Origin of the sequence: Burkholderia sp. CpTa8-5, from assembly GCF_017815045.1 — a bacterium.
Lineage (GTDB): Bacteria > Pseudomonadota > Gammaproteobacteria > Burkholderiales > Burkholderiaceae > Burkholderia > Burkholderia sola.
Map to the genome: position 1 here is coordinate 201,610 of NZ_JAGIQD010000004.1, position 21,412 is coordinate 223,021.

Genomic DNA, 21,412 nt, shown 5'->3' on the forward strand with positions numbered 1-21,412 from the left:
GGATGCTCAGCAACCTGGAACTCGTGATGCGGCTCGTGCTCGCGGCGGCGCTCGGGAGCGTCATCGGCTTCGAGCGCGAGCGCCTGTCGTGGGCGGCCGGCCTGCGCACGCACATGCTGGTGTGCGTCGGCTCGACGCTGATCATGATCGTGTCGGCGTTCGGTTTCGCCGACGTGCTCGGCACCAGCGACCACGTCGTGCTCGATCCGTCGCGGATCGCCGCGCAGGTCGTGTCGGGCATCGGCTTCCTCGGCGCGGGCTCGATCCTACTGCGCGGCGAGATCGTGCGCGGGCTGACGACGGCCGCGAGCCTGTGGTCGGTCGCCGCGATCGGCCTCGCGGTGGGCGGCGGGCTCTATGTCGCGGCGATTTCGGCGACGATCATCATTTTGATCATCCTGGCCGGCATCAAGCCGCTGGAGCGGCGCTATTTCACGGTGCGCCAGCGGCGCCAGCTCGCGTTGACGGTGGCGAGCGGCACGCTGACGTTCGATTCGCTGCACGCGGCGCTCGGCCCCGACAGTGCGCGCGTGAAGCAGTTCATCGTGCAGCGTGCCGACGACACGGGCGAGCAGGACGAGGTGCGCATCGCGCTCGCGCGGGTGTCGGAAGGCGAATACAAGGCGATCTGCGCCAAGCTGCGTGCGCTGCCGGGCGTCACGCGGTTCGACGGCGGGAACGGGCTGGGGGGCGACGAATAGCGTGACTCGATTGCGTGACTCGGTTGCGGGGCGTGCGACAATGGCCGACCACCGATTCCGTTCGACATCCGGGTTCGCGCCTGCGGGCCCCGCTATCCGATTTCCATGACCGAATCCGTTTCCACGCCGCGCTCCCGTTCCCGTTCCGCCCGTTCGTCGGCCCGTTCCCGCCCGCGCGCGGCCGCTGCCGCAGGCAGCACGTCCGCCAGGGCGACGGCGCGATCCGGCAGCGCAGCGGCCGGCGACGCGCCGCGCGACGAACGGACGCTCGACCTGTTCGGCGATCCGGTGCTGGAGCCGGGCGAGCGCATGCCGGTTGCGGCGCGCGATGAAGCGAGCGTGGAAGCCGATGCGGCGGCCGGTGTCGACGACGGCCGACAGGCCACGTTGGACGGGTTCACCCCGTCTGCGGATGTGGATGCGGATGTGGCGACGCATGCGGAACCTGGAGGTGCGGCGCCGATGGATGTGGCGGCTAAGGTTGTTTCGACACCTGAACGCGACGTGGCCGCGAACGTCGACGGCGCATCGGCAGAGGGTCTTGCAACGAAGGCAGCCGATTTGCCTGCGGGCGATGGCGTCGTAACGCAGAGCGACGTGCCCGTGGTCGACGGCGCCGCGAACGCGGCGGCGAAGCTGCAAGCCGCAGACGGCGCTGCGATGCAGGCGGCGGAATCGCAAGCGGCAGAGGGCGAAGTCGCGAAGCCTGCCGTCGAGGCGGCGGGCGTCAAATCCCGCGAAGGGAAATCCTCCGGTGATACCGCGAAGGAACGCCGTTCCTCTTCGGGCGGCAAGCGCCGGGCGGCTGCCGGCGCAAGCGAAGCGACGGCGACGCAGGCCGCACCGGTTCCGACGCGCATCGATTCGAAGCCGGAAGCGGCTGACTTGAACCCGCCGCCGGTCGTCGCTGCACGGGTCGAGCCGCAGACGCCGGCAGAGCCGTCCGAACCGGCGATCACCCCGCATTCCGCGAAGCCCCGCGACACGACCCGGCATCCCGACGCTTCGCCACCGCCGGTCACGCAGCCGATGGGCTCCGCCGCATCGTTCGTGACCATGCCCTCATCGGAGCGTACGCAACCGCCCACGCCGGCCTTCGATCCGGACACGCACCTGCGCCCGCTGACCGACCGGATCGCCGCGCTGCAGTCCGACGTGGACGGCCTGACGCGCGCGGCCGATCGCGAGATGCGCCGCGTGAACCGCCTGCTGCTCGCGCTGGCCGTCGTCGTGCTGGCGGGGCTCGTCGCGCTGGTACTGCAAACGCGCCAGATCGCGCACCTGAAGCAGGACGTCGCCACCAAGCAGCAGCGGATCGATCGCCTCGCGGCCGATCTGTCGACGCAGCAGGCCACGCTGATGACGCTCGAGGAGCACCACGAAGCGCTTCTGTCGCAAGTCGACCGGCTTCAGCGCAACGCGAACCGCGAGGCGGCCGTCGGGAAGCGGGCTCACCGCGCGCGCTAATCGTTTCGACCCCATCCTGGAAGCCCGACGCAGCAAGGATCGCCATTCCGCGCTGGCGATCGGCTGTCGCGCGCCTGCGGCAAACCGGTGCAGCTCACTGGCAGAGTTCAGGGAAAACCCTTAGAATGGAGGTCATCTAAGGGAAAACCCTAGCCACGTCTATCAGGAGTCTCACATGAGCTTCATCTTCGCCCTGCTGCAAAAAATCGACGACCTGTTCGTCTCCCCGCACCTGCCGCTCGACGCCGAGTACTCGTACGCTGCGCGTCATGCGGAAGCCGAGCGCGTGCGCCGTGCGCACCTCGTGCCGATCGTCCTGTACCGTCGCTGATTCGCTGATTCGCTGATTCGCTGATTCGCTGATTCGCTGATTCGGCGCGGCGTTCGCCGCACCTGCCTGCCCGTTCTCCACCGCCGCATCGCGCGCCGGTGCGACTGTCCCGCTACACTGGAAGTCCGATTCCGTTCACGGCGACCGGGCCATGTTGCAGATGCGGCCGATGACGGCCGGCGAATTCCGCGCGTACCGCACGCGAGCCATCGACGGCTACGCGAGCGATCTCGTTTCCTCCGGACAAAATGCTGTCGAAGACGCGGCCGATCGTGCGCGCGCCTGTTTCGACACGCTGCTGCCGGACGGCCTGCTGACCGCCGGCCAGACCCTCGTCACGCTCATCGATGGCGCCAGCGGCGACACGGTGGGCGGCCTCTGGTACGCGATCGTCCCCGAAGGGCCGAACCGCACGCTGTTCATCTACGACCTCGACATCGTCCCGTCCCGGCGCCGCCAGGGCTGGGCCACGCGTGCGCTCGACGCACTCGACGCCGAGGCGCGCCGCTACGGCGTCACCGAGATCGGGCTGTCGGTGTTCAATCACAACGCGGCGGCGCGCGCGCTGTATCGCGCGTGCGGCTTCGTGCCGATCACCACGACGTTGATCAAACCGGTCGTGTCGGACTGAATCCGCCGGCCGGCGATGCGTCGTCACATGCGGCCGGTTCGGCACGCCGCGTCGCCGGCCAACGTCGGCATGCGTCCCTATCCGCCCTCTTGGTCGAGCGTCGACCGCCGAACGGCCCATCCGGCCATCCGCCATTCATCGTCCACCGCTCACCGCTCACCGCTCACCGCTCACCGCGCGCGGCCTTTCCATCTCCGCAGCAGCAACGCGTTGGTCACGACGCTGACGCTGGAAAACGCCATCGCCGCGCCCGCGATCACCGGGTTCAGCAAGCCGAGCGCCGCGAGCGGCACGCCGACCAGGTTGTAGACGAACGCCCAGAACAGGTTCTGCTGGATCTTGCGGTACGTGCGTTTGGAGATGTCGATCGCGTCGGCGACGAGCGCCGGGTCGCCGCGCATCAGCGTGATGCCGGCCGTGTGCATCGCGACGTCGGTGCCGGTCGCCATCGCGATGCCGACGTCCGCCGCGGCGAGCGCGGGCGCATCGTTGATCCCGTCGCCGACCATCGCGACGATCCCGCCGTGCGTGCGCTTCAGCTCGGCGACGACGCGCGCCTTGTCGTCGGGCAGCACCTGCGCATGCACTTCGCCGATGCCGAGCGCCGCCGCGACGGCCGCCGCGCTGCCGCGGTTGTCGCCCGTCACGAGTGCGCTCGCGACGCCGCGCGCCGACAGTGCCGCGATCGCGTCGCGGGCGCCCGGCTTCACGGTGTCGCCGAAGGCGATCAGCGCGAGCACCGCGCGCGGCGCGTCGGCACGCATCAGCCACGAGATCGTGTTGCCGGCGCGCTCGAGTTCCGCCGCGCGGGCGTCGAGCGCCGGCGGCACCGCGATGCCGAGTTCGTCGCGCCAGCGCGTGCTGCCGAGCGCGAGCCGCTGCCCGCCGACCTGCGCCTCCACGCCGCGTCCGGCCACCGCGCGCGCATCGGTCGCGACGGCCGACTCCGCCGCGCCGACTTGTGCGGCCACGTCCGCTTCATGCGCGGCTACCACGGCCCGCGCGAGCGGATGGTCGCTCTGCCGCTGCACGGCCGCCGCGAGCGCGAGCGCCTCGCCGCGCGGCACGCCGACGGCGTCGAACGCGGTCACGGACGGTTTGCCTTCGGTCAGCGTACCGGTCTTGTCGAACGCGATCACGGTCGTGCGCTGCGCGAGTTCGAGCGCCTGCGCGTCCTTGATCAGCACGCCGTGCCGGGCCGCGACGCCCGTGCCGGCCATGATCGCGGCGGGCGTCGCGAGACCGAGCGCGCACGGGCATGCGATCACGAGCACCGCGACCGCGTTGAGGATCGCGGTTTCCATTCCCGCGCCGGCGATCAGCCAGCCGACCAGCGTCAGCACGGCGATGCCGAGGATCGCCGGCACGAACACTTCGCTGACGCGATCGACGAGCCGCTGGATCGGCGCCTTCTCGGCCTGCGCGGATTCGACGAGGCGGATGATGCGCGCGAGCGTCGTCTCCGCGCCGATCGCGGTGGTTTCGACGACGAGCGCGCCTTCGCCGTTGATCGAGCCGGCCGTGACCGCATCGCCGTCGTCTTTCGGCACGGGCAGGCTTTCGCCGGTGATCAGCGATTCGTCGATGTGCGAGCGGCCCGACACGATGCGGCCGTCGACGGGCACGCGCTCGCCGGGCCGGATGCTCACGTGCGTGCCGACGCGCACCTGCGACAGCGGCACGTCGCGTTCGACGCCATCCTCGACGACGCGCGCGCGGTCCGGCCGCAGCGCGTTCAGCGCGCGGATCGCCTCGGTGGTCTGGCGCTTCGCGCGCGATTCGAGCCACTTGCCGAAGCGCACGAGCGTGACGATGACGGCCGACGCCTCGAAATACAGATGGCCGGGATGCGCGGGATCGCGCAGCAACATCCACAGGCTCAGCCCGTACGCGGCCGACGTGCCGAGCGCGACGAGCAGGTCCATGTTGCCGGTGCGCGCCTTCACCGCATGCCAGGCCGCGCGGTAGAAGCGCGCGCCGAAGCCGAACTGCACGATCGACGCGAGCACGAGCTGGAGCCAGCCGGGCAGCATCAGGTCGATGCCGAACGGCGCGGCGAGCATCGGCGCGACGAGCGGCGCGCTCAGCACGGCGGCCGCGATCACGAGGTTGCGTTCGCGGATCGCTTCGCGGCGCTTGCGGGCGTCCGGGTCCTGCGCGGGGCCGGACGGTTGCAAGTCGGCGCCGGCCGGTGCGCCGGCGGGCGACGCGACCGGAAGCGATGCATGGTAGCCGGCTGTGGTGACCGCCGCGATCAGCGTGGCGGCGTCGAGTGCGCCGGCGCCGTGCACCGATGCGCGCTCGGTCGCGAGGTTGACCGTCGCGCGTGCGACGCCCGGCACGGCGGCCAGCGCTTTTTCGACGCGGCCGGCGCAGGACGCGCAGGTCATGCCGCCGATGTCGAGTTCGACGTCGGTGGAAGCGGGCGTGGCAGCGGAAGTGGCGGGCGGAGCCGCGACGGCTGCCGGTGTCGCGCCGTAGCCGGCTTGCTTCACCGCGTCGACGAGCTGTGCGGCGGATACGTCGTTCGACGCATCGACCGTCGCGCGTTCGGTCGCCAGGTTGACTGACGCTCGCGTAACGCCCGGCACCTTCGCCAGCGCTTTTTCGACGCGCGACACGCAAGACGCGCAGGTCATCCCGTCGATGTCGAGTTCGATCGTCGCAGCAGCGGGAGGAAGCCCGGAAGCCGCGGACGGCGTTTCGTCGCGCGACGCGTGCGCCGAATGCGTGGCCGCGCCGGCTTCGATGGCCGCTTCGCGCACCGCCGCGCGATAGCCGGCCTCCCGGACGGCGCCGACGAGCTGGCCCGCCGCGACGGTGTCCTGCGCCGTGACCGTCGCCGCATGCGCGTCGAGATCGACCGCCGCATCGACGACGCCCGGCACGGCGGCCAGCGCGCGCTGCACGCGGCCCGTGCAACCGCCGCAATGCATGCCGTCGACGCTCAGCTCGATCGTTTGCAGCGCCGCGGAGGCGAGTGGTTCAGTCATGTCGGATTCCCCAAAAGCGCGGTTCGTGCCGCGGATGGTTCCAGTATCAACATTCCCATGATGGTAAGGTCAAGTACCGGCGACGATGCGGCGCAAGTCGATGCACACAGGGTGTCACAACACGGAAAAAGCGATCGCCCGGCTTCCAGACGGACAGTCGGTGCGCGCTGAGGACCAAGCTTGGCGCTCGCGAGGCGTTTACGGGCAACTGGCTGGGGTTGCCGGCGTTGTTCCGGATTTTTGCTGAATCCCGTGAAACGTTTCAGATTTTTTGACGGTTCAACTAGCGTTTCACCCGTTATTCGGCATATTGGGGGATGCCCTTAGGCGCTATGATACCGGCCTGACATCAGCGCCCACCGTTACGAAGCGTCACGAACGGTCATCCGGGCACGCTGGGGTGCCTTGCTTCGCCGTTCGCGAGACGAACAAGGCGTTGACTGAAAAGAACGATATTCGGCCAGTAATCGATGATTGAAAACCAGCGAGAATCAGTTTCTCTGCGACGCGCGTGCGCGTCGCTGGCCATTGCGGCGTTGCTTGCAGGATGCGCGTCGCAACCGGATGCGATCCAGCGCAAGACCGGCTGGATGCGCGCGGAAGTCGCCGACTCCTATATCTATGCGTATCCGCTCGTGCTGATGGACGTCGCGAAGGAAGCGGCGACGGGCGGCGACGGCGCGCAACCGGGGCAGGCGCCGCTCAACACGCTGCGCCACGCGCAGGCGCTGCCGCCCGTCGGCGCGGTCAATCCGCCGCTGCCGGGCGTCGACACGCTCGACTCGACCGGCTGGCTCGACGTCGCCGCCGAACCCGTGATCGTCACGCTGCCCGACACGCGCGGCCGCTATTGGGACGCACGCGCACTCGACATGTGGACGAACGTGCTGTGGTCGTCGTCGAGCGTCGCGGCACGCGGTACGCGTGGCGCCGGGCGAGCGCAAACGATTGCCTTCGCCGCGAAGGGGTGGCAGGGCACGCTGCCGAAGGGCGTGGTGCGCGTCGACGTGCCGTCCGCCAATGCGTGGCTCGAAGTGCGGCTGCAGACGAGCGGCGGGCGCGACCTGACGAACGTGAAGAAACTGCAGCGCGCGATCCGCGTGGTGCCGCTGTCGGTCTACACCGGTGCCGAGCGCGGCGCGTCGGTCGCGGTTCACGCGGGCAGCGCGCCGTCCGAAGCGGTGGGCGGCGGCACGCCGGCCGAGCAGGTGGCCGCGCTTGATCCGAAGGCGTTCTTCACGCGCTTCGCGCGGGCGCTGCAGGACAATCCGCCGCCGGCCGACGATGAGCACGCGCAGGAATCGCTCGGCGACATCGGCGTGACGGCCGGCTATCCGGTGCTGTGGACGGGCGACCGTCTCACGGCCGCGACGGCCGGCGTGGCCGAGGCGCGCGCGCGGCTCGCGACGCCGCCGTCGAACCTGCTGAACGCGAACGGCTGGACCTGGATCGGCGATACGGCCGGCAAGTACGGCCAGGACTACGCGCTGCGCGCGTACGCCGCCTTCACGCAGTTCGGCACCGCGACGCGCGACGACGAGACGCTCGCGGTCACCCGCGTCGATAGCGACGGTCATGCGCTGAACGGCGCGAACCGCTACGTGCTGCATTTCGCGCCGGGCGCGCTGCCGCCGGTACGCGCATTCTGGACGCTGACGCCGTACACGACCAACGGTGCGCTGCCCGACGTCGGATCGGCGCGGCGCTCGCTCGGCGATCGCGACCGGCTGCGCCGCAACCGCGACGGCTCGATCGACATCGTCGTATCGGCGTCGCCGGGCGGCACGCATGCGGCCAATTGGCTGCCGGCGCCGCGTACCGATTTCGCGCTCGCGTTGCGGCTGTACGCGCCGAAGCCGCAGGCGAGCGACGGGTCGTGGATGCCGCCCGTCGTCGTCCGGAAATGAACGGTTGACCGCCGCCGTTGTCCGACCGGCGGGCGCGGCGGCGGCGCCCGACCGCCGTACCGTCACCTCCTGAGCCTATACTTTCGGGATAGCGTGCGCGGCCGCCCGGTTTGTCCGGTGCGGCCCGGCATCCATTCCCGAGGCATTCAAGCATGGCAAGCGCAGACAAAGAAACCCTACCCTCGACCCTCCATGCCCTCGGTGGCGTTGCACGCTCGCACCGGACCCGGCGTATCGGCATCGGCCTGCTGATCTTCGTCGTTTTGTTTGGATTGCTCGGCTTCTTCGCGGCGCCGCCGCTGATCCGCCATGTCGCCGAACAGCAGTTGAGCAAGCAGCTCGACCGGCCGGCCACGATCCAGCGTATCGCGCTGAACCCGTACACGCTCAACCTCGAAGCCGACGGCATCCATCTCGGCGAGCGCGGCGGCCAGGGCGACTTCATCGACATCGGCAAGCTCGTCGTGAGGCCATCGTGGTCGTCGCTGTTTCGCGGCGCGCCGATCGTCAACGAAATCCGGCTCGACTCGCCGCGTTTTCACGTCGTCCGCTACGACGCGCAGCGCTTCAACTTCACCGACCTGATCGAGAAGTTCTCGTCGCCGTCGCCGACACCCGATAGCAAGCCGACGCAATTCTCGGTGTCGAACATCCAGGTCAACGACGGCCGGATCGATTTCGACGATCGCCTGCTGAACGAAAAGCACGTGGTCGACAACTGGACGCTCGGCATTCCGTACATCGCGACGCTGGCCTCGAAGACGGACATCTTCGTCGAGCCGAAGCTGCGCGCGCGCTTCGACGGCAGCCCGATCTCGATCGACGGCAGGACCAAGCCGTTCGCGCAGTCGCGCGAATCGGAGATCGCGCTGAAGTTCGACCGCCTCGACGTGCCGAAGCTGATCTCGTACGTGCCGGCGAAGCTGCCGGTGGCCGTGACGAGCGGGCTGCTGAGCAGCAACCTCACGGTCAATTTCGTGATGAGCGGCGAAACGCCCGCGCTGCGCGTGTCGGGCACCGTCGACCTGAACGACGCGAAGGTGACCGACCGCGCGTCCGCGCCGCTGTTCGCCGCGCGCGGCGTGCACGTCGCGGCGGCCGGGCTGGAACCGCTGCGCAACGCGATGCACTTCGACGAGATCCGGCTCGACCAGCCGGTGGTCGACCTGTCGCGCGACAAGCAGGGCGTGCTGAACGTCGAGAAGCTCGTCGCGCAACCGGCCGCCGCGCCGAAGGTCGAAGCCGGCAAGCCGGCCGCGTCGGCCGTCGCCGTTTCCGGAGCGTCCGCGGCGTCCGGTGCGACCGTCGCCGCGGCCAGCGGCGCCAGCGGTGCGAAGGCCGAAGGCGCCGCCGCGAAGGAAACGCCGCCGCTCGACCTGACGATCCGTCACGTCGCGATCGACGGCGGCACGATCAACGTCGACGACCGCGTGCCGGCGACGCCGACCGCGCTGTCGCTGACGAAGCTCGCCGCGACGCTCGACGGTTTCACGCTGCAGGGCAAGACGCCGGCGAAATACACGCTGTCGACGTCGCTGTCGCGCGGCGGCGACGTGAACGCCGAAGGCACGTTCAATCTCGCGGTGAAGCAGGCCGACACGAAGCTGACGGTCGCCGCGCTCGCGCTGCCGGCGCTGCAGCCGTACCTCGGCGAGGCGACGCGTGCGCGCGTGCTCGACGGCACGCTCGGCGCGACCGTCAACGCGAAAACCGACTGGGGCAAGACGCCGCTCGCCGCGGAGGTCGCGGACAGCACGGTGAGCCTGAAATCGCTGAAGATCGCCGCGCCGGACAACAAGGCGCCCGCGATCGTGCTGCCCGACGCGAACGCGAAGATCGCGAAGGTCGACGTCGCCGCGCGCACCGCGGAAATCGCGAGCGTCGACGCGACTGGCCTCGCGCTCGACGTGAAGCGCCTGAAGGACGGCAAGATCGATCTCGCGGCGCTGGGCGAACCCGCGCAGGCGGCCGTGCCGCCGCGTACGGTCGCGCGCAAGGCGCAGGCTGCCGCGCCGTCGTGGCACTACCGGATCGACGCGCTGAACGTGAAGGACGCGTCCGCGAACTTCACCGACCTGTCGACGCCGCGCCCGGTGAAGCTGGCGATCAAGCCGCTCGACCTGTCGGTGCAGAAGGTGAGCGACGACCTGACGAAGCCGCTGCCCGTGCAACTGAAGGCGACGCTGAACCGCAAGGGCTCGCTGAACGTGACGGGCGACGTGACCGCGCAGCCGCTGAAGCTCGGCCTGAAGATCAACGGCAACCGCCTCGACGCGGCCGCGTTCGAGCCGTACTTCGGCAGCGCGCTGAACGCGACGATCGCGAGCGCGCTGCTCAACGCGCAAGGCAACCTGACGTTCGCGCAGGTGAAGGACACGCCGCGCGCGACCTACCGCGGCGACGTCGCGCTGGTCGACGTGCGGATGCTCGACAAGGCGACGTCCGACCCGTTCGCCGGCTGGCGCTCGCTCGCGCTGTCGAACCTGAAGGCGAACTACGACGAGAAGGGCACCGACGTCGACGCCGCGCGCGTGACGTTCTCGAACTTCTACGGTCGCGTGCTGCTCGACGCGCAGGGCCGGCTGAACCTGAAGGACGTGGTCGCGAAGGAGACGGGCCCCGCGCAGTCGCTCACGCGCGACGCGAGCAAGGGCGAGCCGGTGCCGCTGTCGCCGGGCGTGACGCCGCCGGCCGCCGCGCAGGCCGCCTCGGCCGCGGCCGCGCAGCAGGCGTCCGTGCCGGCCGCCGCGTCGGCGACGGTGGTCGTGAAGGCCGCGCCGCAGCCGCAGAACCCGGTGCGGATGCACTTCGGCGAACTGGTGCTGCAGAACGGCCGCGTCACGTACACGGACAACTTCATCAAGCCGAACTACACGGCGAACCTCGTCGCGATCAAGGGCACGGTCGGCGCGTTCGGCACGGATTCGACGACGTCCGCGCCGGTCGACGTCGCCGCGAACCTCGCGGGCAACGGGCCGATCTCGATCAAGGGCACGGTGAACCCGCTGATCGAGAAGCCGGCGCTCGACCTCACGGCCACCGCGCACGACATCGAGCTGACCAACCTGACGCCGTATTCGGCGAAGTACGCGGGCTATCCGATCACGAAGGGCAAGCTCAACGTCGACCTGCACTACCAGCTCGCGAACGACCAGCTGTCGGCGAACAACCACATCTTCATCGACCAGCTCACGTTCGGCGATCACGTCGAGAACGACACCGCGACGAAGCTGCCGGTGAAGCTCGCGATCTCGCTGCTGAAGAACACGCGCGGCCAGATCGACGTGAACCTGCCTGTGTCGGGTTCGCTGTCGAATCCGGAATTCAGCGTCGGCGGGCTGATCTGGCACGCGGTGCTGAACCTGATCGCGAAGGCGGTCACGTCGCCGTTCACGCTGCTCGCGAATGCGTTCGGCGGCGGTGGCGGCGAGGATCTCGGCTATGTCGAGTTCGCGCCGGGCTCGTATGCGCTGACCGACGCGCAGCAGAAGAAGCTCGACACCGTCGTGAAGATGCTGACCGAGAAGCCGTCGATCCGCCTCGACCTGATCGGCCGCGTCGATCCGGCGCAGGACACGCCGGGGCTGCGCGACGCGTACGTCGAGCGGCTGGTGCGCCAGCAGAAGCTGAAGGACGTGATCGGCCAGGGCGAGAGCGTCGATCCGATGTCGGTGAAGGTCGACAAGGCCGAATACTCGAAATACCTGACGCGCGCGTACAAGGCCGCCGATTTCAAGAAGCCGCGCAACCTGGTCGGCCTGCAGAAGACGCTGCCCGATGCGGACATGAAGCAGGCGCTTGCCGATCACGCACCGGCCGACGACAACGCGCTGCGGGCGCTCGCGCAGCAGCGTGCGCAGGCCGTGCGTCAGTATCTCGACGGCAAGATCGACTCGAGCCGCATGTTCGTCGTTGCGCCGAAGCTCGACGCGAAGGGCATTTCGGACAAGGGCGCGACGACCCGCGTCGACTTCGGGCTGCAGTAAGCGTTACCACCATCCGTGATCCGCCGCCGCGCCCGCATCCGCCGGGCACGGCGGTTTTTTCAGCGGCTGGCGACGGCCGGCTCGCGCTTGTCCAGCTCCTTCCTCGCGGCCAGCGGCAGACGCGCGTCGTCCCACTGCGTCAGCCATTCGACTTCCTTCGTGGTGAACACCGGTCCGTGGTTGCGCAACGCGTACTGCAGCGCGTCGACGACGTGATGGCGAATGATTTCGGGGGTACGTGCATCGTCCAGCACGAACCGGAGGGCTTCCAGGGTCGACATACTCGTGCTCCGGGTCAGGGAAAACCCTTTATGCCACGCCAATAGTCGCGGGCCAACCCGAAAAAAAATCCCGGCGCACGCGACGGCCGCGCATGGCGACCGCTTCGTGTCATTTGCGATTGGTTACGTTTGACAGAGAACAGAAAGCCCCGCTTCATCCGACCGCCGCACGATCCGGCGATATTTTGCGCGCCTGATGGCAAGTCACGTAGTTCAACATCAATCGGTGAGGTGGGGTGATGATTTCCAGGTTCATCAAGCAACGGAAAACGGCGGTGATGGTGGCGGCTGCGCTGGCGCTCGTCGGCGCGGGCGTGCATGCGGCGCAACCGGACGGCAACGGCCGCGCGAGCCGCGTCGTGAAGCACGTGCTGCTGCTCAGCATCGACGGGCTGCACGAACAGGATCTCGCGCGCTGCATCGGCGCGAATACGTGCCCGAACATCGCGGTGCTCGCGAAGAGCGGCGTGACCTACGCGAATGCGTACACGCCGGGGCTGTCGGATTCATTCCCGGGCCTCGCCGCGCTGGTGACGGGCGGCTCGCCGAAGACGGCCGGCTTGTTCTACGACGTGTCGTACGACCGCAACCTGTACGCGCCGAGCGATACGACGTGCTCGGGCAAGCAGGGCTGGAACGTCGTGTTCGACGAGACGACCGGCATCGACGCGCAGAACGGCGGTGCGCTCGTGCACCTCGACGGCGGCGGCGCGTTCAATCCGCAGGCAATCCCGCATGCGAAGGTCAACGGCCAGTGCGTGCCGGTCTATCCGCACAACTACGTGAAGACCAACACGGTGTTCGAGGCCGTGAAGGCCGGCGTGCCGAATGCGCGCACCGCGTGGGCCGACAAGCACGCGTGGGGCTACGACTGGCTGAACGGCCCGTCGGGCACCGGCGTCGACGACCTGATGCGCACCGAGATCAATTCGATCGACCCGGCGACGAACACCGCCTACACCGACGTGTATTCGCACACCGCGCGCTTCGACAACCTGCACGTGCAGGCGCTGATCCACCAGATCGGCGGCCGCGATTCGACCGGCACGAAGACCGCGCCGGTGCCGACGCTGTTCGGCGCGAACTTCCAGACGCTGAGCGTCGCGCAGAAGGCGCCGGTCGCAAAGGGCGGCGGCTATCTCGACGCCGACTTCACGCCGAACGGGCAGGTCGCGAATGCGATCACGTATGTCGACGACGCGATCGGCCACGTCGTCGCGGCGCTGAAGCAGGCGAACCTGTATACGTCGACGGCCGTGATCGTCACGTCGAAGCACGGCCAGTCGCCGAGCGATCATACGAAGCTCGTGAAGAACGGCGACACGCTGACGAAGCTGCTCGAAGCGAACGACTTCATCGACCCGAACGGCAACTTCGGCCAGAACAACACGACGACGGGCAACCTGAACGACGGATCGGGCCTGGTCGGCACGGGCTTCGTGCAGACCGACGACGTCGGGCTGATCTGGCTGCGCGACCGCGGCCAGCGCACGGCCGTCGTGCAGGCGCTGAAGGCGAATCTCGGCTGCAACGCGCCGGGGATCTGCGCGGACGGCCCGCAGGCGTACGTGCTGTACGGCGCGGCGCTGGCCGACCGCTTCGGCGATCCGGCCAACGGCCGCGCGCCGGACATCGTCGTCCAGCCGAATCCGGGCGTGATCTACACGTCGAGCACGAAGAAGGACGAGGAGCACGGCGGCAACGCGCCGGACGACAGCCACCTCGGCCTGCTCGTGTCGTATCCGGGCATTCGTCGTGCGCGCACGGTGAACGATCTCGTCGGCACGAAGCAGGTCGCGCCGACGATCCTCGCGCTGCTCGGCGCCGATCCGCGCCTGCTGCAGGCGGTCGTGGCCGAGAACACGCGCGTGCTGCCGGGGCTCGGTATCGGGCGTTGACGTTGCAGCCGGATGCCGCCGGGGGCGGTGTCCGTCGGGCTAGGGGCGCGCGCAGCCATGCGACGGTGCGCGTCGCCTTACGCGCGCCCGGCCTCGTCCAGCATCCATTCCCTGAAGCGCCGCAACGCATCGCTCGTGTCGAGGCGCTCCGGCGCGTAGCACAGGTAGTGTCCCTGCGCGGCCACGTCGACCGGCGCGTCGAACGGCTCGACCAGCGTGCCCGCCGCGAGATTGTCGAGAATCAGGAAGCGCGGCACGAGCGCGATCCCGAGTCCGGCCTGTGCGGCCTGAATCAACACCGAATACTGCTCGAAGCGCGGCCCCGCCAGCGCGTTCATTTGCGCCGCGCGATGACGTTCCGCCCATGTGGACCACGCGATCTCCGCCTGCTCGTGCACGAGGCGCGGCGCCGCCGCCGCGTCGGCGGGCACACGCAGCGCATGCCGGTCGGCGAATTCGCGCGAGCAGACGGGCACGAAGGTCCGCCCGCCGAGATAGTCGCTTCGCACGCCCTCCCATCCACCGTCGCCGTAGCGGATCGCCGCGTCGAGCCCGAACGGAAACACGTCGCCGGGCGCGAGATGACGGCGAAAACTCAACGTGACGCCCGGCGCGGCGGCGAGAAAGCGCGTGAGGCGCGGCAACAGCCACTTCGTCGTAAACGTCGGCACGCTGGCGATCGTCAGCAGGTCGCTGTTCTCGCGGGCACTCAGCAGTTCGATCGACGCGTTGCCGATTTCGCGCAGCGGCCCGACGACGCGCGCGTGATAGACCTGACCGGCACGGGTAAGCGCGAGGCCGCGCCCCTCGCGCACGAACAGCTTCACGCCGAACAGCGCCTCGAGGTTCGCGATCTGCCGGCTGACCGCGCTTGGCGTCAGGCCCAGTTCGCGCGCCGCGTACGAGAAATTCAGGTACTTCGCGGACGTGGCGAAGGCATGCAGCTCAGCCACGTTCGGATACAGATGCTTCATCGCGAGCTGTTCCGTCCTTGCACAGATCGATGCGGGCTTTTTACGTTTTTTTCATGACGATGCCATGTCGAAACCGCACACTGCGCCGGCTTCGACAACGCATGCGGGCCCGGCCGGCGGGCGTTGCGCGAGGTTTTTCCCGATCGTCAGCGAGTGTCTTCATGTCTGAGTCAACTGCCCCGGCCATCGCCGACGGTATTCCGATTCGTCGTAACAAACCGGCCCGGCCGCGCGTCGGGCGCCTGCTGCTGCAGGCGCTGCTCGCGGTGTTCGGCCTCTACCTGCTGTTGCCGATCGCACTGCTGCTGATCGGCGCGGTGGGCGAATCGTGGACGAACACGTTGCTGCCCACCGGCGTCACCGGGCACTGGTTCGCCGACCTGGCCGCGAACCGGAGCTTCACGCGCGCGTTCGGCGTGAGCTTCATGGTGGCGCTCGCGTGCTGCGCGCTCAACGCGGTGATCGGCCTGCCGCTCGCGTATGCGCTCCATCATCGTGCGCAGGCCGGCGGCGGGTTCGCGACGCGCGTCGTGATGCTGATGCCGGTCGCCGTGCCGGCGCTGACGCTCGGCTTCGGCTACATCGCGATCTTCAGCGGCGACACGTTGCCGTGGCTCGGCACGTTGCCGCTGATGATCGCCGCCCACGCGGTGCTGACGCTGCCGTATCTGCTGCAGACGCTGCTCGGCGACCTGCGCCACCTCGGCCTCGCGCGGCTCGAGGCCTGCGCGGCGACGCTCGGTGCGACGCCGCTGCACCAGTTCGTCACGATCGTGGTGCCGAACCTGCGGCACAGCCTGTTCTCCGGCCTCGTGATGGTGGCCGCGCTGTCGATCGGCGAATTCCAGATTTCGAACCTGATCGCCGGCTTCCGCTACCGGAACTATCCGATCGTGCTGCTGCAGGCGTTCTACGGCGCGACGGGGATGGCGTGCGCGGCCACCGTCGTGCTGCTCGTGCTTGCCGTGCTCGCGACGCTGGTCTCCGTCGGTACCGTGCAACGTCTGAAGTGAGTCATCCATGAGCCTCGAATTCGAACACGTCAGCTTTCAGTATCCGGGCGCCCGTCATGGCGTCGACGACATCACGCTGTCGGCCGCGCAGGGCGAACTGCTCGCGGTGATGGGGCGCAGCGGGTCCGGCAAATCCACGCTGCTGCGGCTCGCGGCCGGGCTGCTCGACGGCTGGCGCGGCCGCATCGCGATCGGCGGCGACGACGTGGCCGGCGTGCCCGTGTGGCGGCGCGAAGTGGGGATGGTGTTCCAGCACTACGCGCTGTTTCCGAACCTGTCGGTCGTCGACAACGTCGCGTACGGGCTGCGGATGCGCGGCGTCGCGGCCGACGTGCGGCGCCGGCGCGCGCTGGACATGCTCGAGCGGGTCGGGTTGTCCGCGCATGCGACGCGCGGCATCGCGATGCTGTCCGGCGGACAGCAGCAACGCGTCGCGCTCGCGCGGGCGCTCGTGATCGAACCGAAGCTGCTGCTGCTCGACGAGCCGCTGGCGGCGCTCGATGCCGGCATCCGTCATCAGTTGCGCGACGAGATCCGTGCACTGCAGCGCGCCTGCGGCGCGACGACGTTGTTCGTCACGCACGACCAGGACGAAGCGTTGAGCATGGCCGACCGCGTCGCGATCGTCGACGGCGGCCGCGTGCTGCAGGCCGGCACGCCGCGCGACCTGTACGAGCGCCCGGCGACCGCGCAGGTCGCGCGCTTCGTCGGGCATTCGACGCTGCTGCGCGGCCGTGTGGTCGCGCAGGGCACCGTCGACGTGCGTTTCGCGACGCTGCGCGCGGAAACGGGCGAGCACCGGCCGGGTGCGGAAATCGAGGTGCTGGTGCGCCCCGAACACGTACAGGCCGATCCGCCGGGGCACAGCGCGAACCGCATCGACGGCCGTCGCGGGGACGTGCGCTATTTCGGCGCGACGCAGCGCTACGACTTCATTCCGGACGGCTCGGCCGACGTGCTGCTGTGCGAAGGGCGCGAGCCCGCCGCGCGCAGCATCGCGATCGACCCTTGCCATCTGCTCGTGCTGCCGGCGTCGCCGGCCGCGCAATGACCTCTTTCGTTCAACGGAGATTCACGATGCTTGCAGGCTCCCTTTTTGTGAAGGCCATGCGCGCCCGCGTGCTGGCGCTGTGCGCGCTCGCGGCGCTTTCCTGCGCGGCGGCGCACGCCGCGCCGCTGTATCCGGGCGAAGACGCGCTGTACGCGAAGGCGGCCGACGAAGGGCTCGTCGTGTCGTTCGACACGGGCCCCGAATGGGCGAACTGGAAGGCGCTGTTCGCAGAATTCCGCAAGCGCTACCCGAAGGTCGAGATCACGTACAACGACATCGGCTCGGCCGCGACCGTCGTCGCGCTCGACAAGTCGCGCCGCCGTCCGCAGGCCGATACCGCGTACTACTTCGCGGCGTCGGCGCTCGATGCCGCCGGCAAGGACGTCGTCGCGCCGTTCCGGCCGGTCAACTTCGACAAGCTGCCGGGGGTGTTTCGCGCGCCTGACGCCCGCTGGTTCGCCGTGCATTCGCTGAACATCGCGTTCCTCGTCAACCGGAAGCTCGTCAAGAACGTACCGCAGCGCTGGTCCGACCTGCTGAAGCCCGAGTACCGCAACGCGGTGGTCTATCTCGACCCGCGCTCGACCGGGCAGGGCCAGGTCGCGGTGTTCGCGGCCGCGTATGCGAACGGCGGCAGCGTCGAGAACCCGAAGCCGGGCGCCGACTTCTTCGGCAAGCTGAAGCAGGCCGGCAACGTGCTGCGCGTCGAGGGCACGACGCCGTACGCGAAGTTCGTGAAGGGCGAGATTCCGATCCTGATCGGCTACGAGAACGACGGCCTCAAGGCGAAGTACGCGGACGGCATGGGCGACGCGGCCGACGTCGTGATTCCTCAGGACGGCAGCGTGTCGGCGCCGTATGCGATGAGTCTCGTGAAGAACGGCCCGAATCCGTCCGCCGCGCAGCTCTGGCTCAACCTCGTGATGAGCGACGTCGGCCAGGCGCTGTTCGCGCAAGGCTATGTGCGTCCGGCGGTGCCGGGCACGCCGGTCGCGGCGGACGTCGCGGCGAAGCTGCCGAACGCGCCGCAGGTGCGCCCGCTCGATGTCGCGAAGGCGGCGGCGCGCAAGGCCGAGGTCGACCAGTTCTGGTCGCAGGCCACGCTCGGCCAGTAAGGGGCGCGGGATGCAGGCTTCCTTACCCGAGCGCGGCGTGCTGCGCCGTTTCGGCGCGCTGCCCGCGGCCGCGTTGCTCGCGGTGTGCTTCGTGCTGCCGCTGGCCGCGCTCGTCGATGCGGCATGCGCGGGCGGCGGCCGCGCGTTCGCGGCGGTGTGGCGCGATCCGCTCGTCGCCGATGCGATCGCGCGCTCGCTGGCCCTGGCGGTGGGCGCCGGCACGCTGTCGGTCGCCGTCGGCGTGCCGGTCGCGTTCGCGCTCGCCGGACAGTCGCCGGCCCGTCGCCACTGGTCGCTCGCGCTGCTCGGCGTGCCGCTGGCGTTTTCCGGGCTGGTGATCGCGTACGGGTTCATCCTCGCATTCGGCCGCGCGGGCTTCGTGACCACGCTGCTGGCCGCGCTGGGCGCCGATCCGACCGTGGTCGGCGGCGCGATCTACACGATGCCGGGGCTCGCGGTCGCCTATGCGTACTACCTGATCCCGCGCGTCGCGCTGATGATCTACCCGACGCTCGCGAATCTCGACCGGCGGCCGCTCGAGGCGGCGCTGACGCTCGGCGCGCGGCCGTGGCGCGCATGGCTCGACGTCGCGTGGCGCGAGCTGTGGCCGTCGGTCGCGTCCGCGTGGTGCCTCGTGACTGCGATCGCGCTCGGCACGTACGGCACGGCGCTCGCGCTGGCCGGCACGCAGATCAACATCCTGCCGCTGCTGATGTATTTGAAGCTGTCGGACGGGCAAACCGATTTCTCGCAGGCGGCCGTGCTGTCGATCGTGCTGACGGCCATCTGTACCTGCGTTCTTGCACTGGGGGAAGGCCTTGTTCGGCAACGGCGTCATTGAAAGCGTGTGGTCCGAACCGGCGCGCGACGCGCTCGCGCGACTCGCGCAACGGCAACGCGGCACGCACCGGCACCGGATGCCGGTCGGCGTGATCGGCCCGCGCGACGCGACGGATGAACAGATGCGCGTCGCGGAACGGATCGCGCACGCGGTGGCGGCCACAGGTATCGCGCTCGTCGGCGGCGGCAAGCAGGGCGTGATGGAGGCCGCCGCGCGCGGTGCGCACGCGGCAGGCGGCTGCGCGATCGGGCTGTTGCCGGAAGACGACGCCGCGCTGGCGAATCCGTACCTGAGCGTCGCGCTGCCGACCGGGCTCGGCATCACGCGCAATGCGCTGGTTGCACGTGCGTCGGTGTGCCTGATCGCGGTCGGCGGCGGGCTCGGCACGCTGTCCGAAATCGCGCTCGGGTTGCAGTGGGGCAAGCCGGTGTTCACGATTTGCGGTGCGCCGCAGGTCGCGGGCGTCGAGTGCTTCGACGACGCGGACCGGCTCGTCACGCGTGTCGCGCAGTGGCTGGCCGATTCCGCGTAGCGCGGGGGCGTCGGCACGGGGCTTTGCCCGGCGAGCATCGTGCGCGGGCTTGAAACGGGGCGCGCAACCCGCCATATTGGCCGGGTATCACCCGTTCAACGACGTACCGAGAGGATCGCTCATGCGCCTTTTGCTTGCTCTGCTGCTCCCGTGGTTCCAGTTCTTCACGATCGGCCGCCCGATCGCCGGGATCATCTGCCTGCTCCTGCAACTCACGATCATCGGCTGGCTGCCGGCCGCGATCTGGTCGGTGTATGCGCTGAGCCAGTACAAGACCGATCGCAAGATCGAAGCGGCGTTGCGCGGGCGGGGGTAGACGCGCAGTGCGCGGTGGGGTGATTCAGCCGCGTGGTTCGTATTTCGGTAGAAATCTATATATTTCGTTCACATCGGCGATGTGATTTGTATGGATTTCTGCCCAAATGGCGGATTCATGCGTTGTTCGGCTTGATGCATCCGGCTGAAGCCGCAGCCATCCACGACAAAACGGCCGCCCGGTCCATCGTTCGACCGGGCGGCCGCTTTGCCTACTTCACCGCAAACAACGTCAGGTTCATGAAGATCTTGAACGCATAGCCCAGCGTGACGGCGCCGATCACGCCGCCCGCCCACAGAACGACGAACCACATCCAGCCGCGCATCCGCCGCCGCGGCGCGCCGGGCTGGCCGGCGGTGGAATCAGTGGTGGTAGTAATGCTGGTCTTCATGGCGCACCTTGCCTCGGAATACCCAATAGCCCATCGTCGTGTAGGCGATGATGATCGGGAGGATAACCGCTGCGCCGACCAGCGTGAAGGTCTGGCTCGAACGCGGCGCCGCCGCTTCCCAGATCGTCATCGTCTGCGGAATCGCATACGGGAACAGCGTGACGAGCAGGCCGACGTAGCCGAGCAGCACCAGCGCCAGCGCGAGCACGAACGGCGTCATGTCGTGCCGGTCGCGCACCGCGCGCCGCATCCACGCCGCGCACGCGGCCACCAGGAACGGCACCGGCAGCAGGCGCCAGAACAACCCCGAATCGAACCAGCGCTGCGCGATGGCCGGATCCTGCAGCGGCGTCCACAGGCTGATCACCGCGATGAAGCCGAGCAGCACGACGGTCAGCGGCCACACGACGCGATGCAGGCGGCGCTGCAGGTCGCCTTCGGTCTTCGCGACGAGCCAGCAGCAGCCGAGCAGCGCGTAGGTCGCGATCAGGCCGAGGCCTGTCAGCAGGCTGAACGGCGTGAGCCAGTCGAACGCGCCGCCGGCGTACACGCCGTCCTTCACGTCGATGCCCTGCAGGAACGCGCCGAGCGCGATCCCCTGGAACAGCGTCGCGCCGGCCGAGCCGCCGATGAACGCGAGATCCCACAGCTGCTTCGTGCGCCGCGCCTTCGCGCGGATCTCGAACGACACGCCGCGAAAGATCAGGCACACCAGCATGAAGATCAGCGGCAGGTACAGCGCCGACAGCACGGTCGAATAGACGATCGGGAACACCGCGAACAGCCCGGCGCCGCCGAGCACGAGCCACGTCTCGTTGCCGTCCCATACGGGCGCGACCGTGTTCATCATCAGGTCGCGTTCCTGCTCGTCCGGGAAGAACGGGAAGACGATGCCGATGCCGAGGTCGAAGCCGTCGAGCACGACGTACATGAAAAGCCCCAATGCGATGATCGCGGCCCAGATTACGGTGACGTCCATAGGTT

At 69.1% G+C, this 21,412-nt stretch carries 18 protein-coding genes; 13 read left to right on the plus strand and 5 right to left on the minus strand.

Annotation, left to right across the window (positions count from 1 at the left end; translation table 11 throughout):
* The first annotated feature begins 2 nt into the window (after window positions 1-2).
* From J8I35_RS08880 to J8I35_RS08895, 4 genes are all read left to right on the plus strand, one after another.
* Window positions 3-701 (plus strand): MgtC/SapB family protein, encoded by a 699-nt coding sequence (locus tag J8I35_RS08880; protein ID WP_209925023.1) that lies wholly within the window; start codon window positions 3-5, stop codon window positions 699-701.
* 105 nt (window positions 702-806) lie between these two features.
* Window positions 807-2,168 (plus strand): flagellar hook-length control protein FliK, encoded by a 1,362-nt coding sequence (locus tag J8I35_RS08885; RefSeq protein ID WP_209925024.1) that lies wholly within the window; start codon window positions 807-809, stop codon window positions 2,166-2,168.
* 175 nt (window positions 2,169-2,343) lie between these two features.
* Window positions 2,344-2,499, plus strand: coding sequence for a hypothetical protein (locus J8I35_RS08890; protein ID WP_162838117.1), 156 nt, complete (start codon window positions 2,344-2,346; stop codon window positions 2,497-2,499).
* Window positions 2,500-2,650: 151 nt separating this feature from the next.
* A complete protein-coding gene (locus J8I35_RS08895; RefSeq protein ID WP_209925025.1) occupies window positions 2,651-3,130 on the plus strand; it encodes a GNAT family N-acetyltransferase in 480 nt (159 codons plus the stop codon).
* A gap of 170 nt (window positions 3,131-3,300) precedes the next feature.
* Here J8I35_RS08895 and J8I35_RS08900 read toward each other — a convergent pair whose 3' ends face one another.
* The gene (locus J8I35_RS08900; protein WP_209925026.1) at window positions 3,301-6,123 is read right to left on the minus strand and encodes a heavy metal translocating P-type ATPase; all 2,823 of its coding nucleotides are present in this window, start codon (window positions 6,121-6,123) and stop codon (window positions 3,301-3,303) included.
* 470 nt (window positions 6,124-6,593) lie between these two features.
* Here J8I35_RS08900 and J8I35_RS08905 point away from each other — a divergent pair, with 470 nt between their 5' ends.
* Together J8I35_RS08905 and J8I35_RS08910 are read left to right on the plus strand one after the other, a co-directional pair.
* Window positions 6,594-8,030: a DUF1254 domain-containing protein gene (locus J8I35_RS08905; protein ID WP_209925027.1), complete on the plus strand. Its 1,437-nt coding sequence runs from the start codon at window positions 6,594-6,596 to the stop codon at window positions 8,028-8,030.
* 152 nt (window positions 8,031-8,182) lie between these two features.
* Window positions 8,183-12,016 carry a DUF748 domain-containing protein gene (locus J8I35_RS08910; RefSeq protein WP_209925028.1) on the plus strand — a complete coding sequence of 1,278 codons (3,834 nt, stop codon included), beginning with the start codon at window positions 8,183-8,185 and terminating at the stop codon, window positions 12,014-12,016.
* Between the two features lie 59 nt (window positions 12,017-12,075).
* Here the strand turns inward: J8I35_RS08910 and J8I35_RS08915 are convergent, their stop codons facing one another.
* Window positions 12,076-12,297: a hypothetical protein gene (locus J8I35_RS08915; RefSeq protein ID WP_050012198.1), complete on the minus strand. Its 222-nt coding sequence runs from the start codon at window positions 12,295-12,297 to the stop codon at window positions 12,076-12,078.
* 239 nt (window positions 12,298-12,536) lie between these two features.
* On the opposite strand from J8I35_RS08915, the gene J8I35_RS08920 reads away from it, so the two are divergent.
* Window positions 12,537-14,195 carry an alkaline phosphatase family protein gene (locus tag J8I35_RS08920; protein ID WP_209925029.1) on the plus strand — a complete coding sequence of 553 codons (1,659 nt, stop codon included), beginning with the start codon at window positions 12,537-12,539 and terminating at the stop codon, window positions 14,193-14,195.
* Between the two features lie 77 nt (window positions 14,196-14,272).
* Here the strand turns inward: J8I35_RS08920 and J8I35_RS08925 are convergent, their stop codons facing one another.
* Window positions 14,273-15,169 carry a LysR substrate-binding domain-containing protein gene (locus tag J8I35_RS08925; RefSeq protein ID WP_050012197.1) on the minus strand — a complete coding sequence of 299 codons (897 nt, stop codon included), beginning with the start codon at window positions 15,167-15,169 and terminating at the stop codon, window positions 14,273-14,275.
* Between the two features lie 161 nt (window positions 15,170-15,330).
* Between J8I35_RS08925 and J8I35_RS08930 the strand changes: the two genes are divergently transcribed.
* The 6 genes from J8I35_RS08930 (at window position 15,331) to J8I35_RS08955 (ending at window position 20,037) form a co-directional block, all read left to right on the plus strand.
* The gene (locus J8I35_RS08930) at window positions 15,331-16,182 is read left to right on the plus strand and encodes an ABC transporter permease subunit (protein ID WP_209925030.1); all 852 of its coding nucleotides are present in this window, start codon (window positions 15,331-15,333) and stop codon (window positions 16,180-16,182) included.
* A gap of 7 nt (window positions 16,183-16,189) precedes the next feature.
* Window positions 16,190-17,233: an ABC transporter ATP-binding protein gene (locus tag J8I35_RS08935; RefSeq protein WP_209925031.1), complete on the plus strand. Its 1,044-nt coding sequence runs from the start codon at window positions 16,190-16,192 to the stop codon at window positions 17,231-17,233.
* Window positions 17,234-17,259: 26 nt separating this feature from the next.
* Window positions 17,260-18,348, plus strand: a complete 1,089-nt coding sequence (locus tag J8I35_RS08940; RefSeq protein ID WP_124653950.1) for an extracellular solute-binding protein — start codon at window positions 17,260-17,262, stop codon at window positions 18,346-18,348.
* Window positions 18,349-18,358: 10 nt separating this feature from the next.
* The gene (locus J8I35_RS08945; protein WP_050012193.1) at window positions 18,359-19,189 is read left to right on the plus strand and encodes an ABC transporter permease subunit; all 831 of its coding nucleotides are present in this window, start codon (window positions 18,359-18,361) and stop codon (window positions 19,187-19,189) included.
* 76 nt (window positions 19,190-19,265) lie between these two features.
* Window positions 19,266-19,721: a TIGR00725 family protein gene (locus tag J8I35_RS08950; protein ID WP_245170181.1), complete on the plus strand. Its 456-nt coding sequence runs from the start codon at window positions 19,266-19,268 to the stop codon at window positions 19,719-19,721.
* Window positions 19,722-19,842: 121 nt separating this feature from the next.
* On the plus strand, window positions 19,843-20,037 hold the full coding sequence (locus tag J8I35_RS08955; protein WP_034206306.1) for a YqaE/Pmp3 family membrane protein: 195 nt from the start codon (window positions 19,843-19,845) through the stop codon (window positions 20,035-20,037).
* A gap of 211 nt (window positions 20,038-20,248) precedes the next feature.
* On the opposite strand, the gene J8I35_RS08960 is transcribed toward J8I35_RS08955, so the two are convergent.
* Window positions 20,249-20,428 (minus strand): hypothetical protein, encoded by a 180-nt coding sequence (locus J8I35_RS08960; protein ID WP_209925033.1) that lies wholly within the window; start codon window positions 20,426-20,428, stop codon window positions 20,249-20,251.
* Entirely contained in the window at window positions 20,400-21,407 is a 1,008-nt protein-coding gene (cydB, locus tag J8I35_RS08965) for a cytochrome d ubiquinol oxidase subunit II (RefSeq protein ID WP_209925034.1), read from the minus strand. Before cydB ends, J8I35_RS08960 begins: the two co-directional genes overlap by 29 nt.
* Window positions 21,408-21,412: the final 5 nt, after the last annotated feature.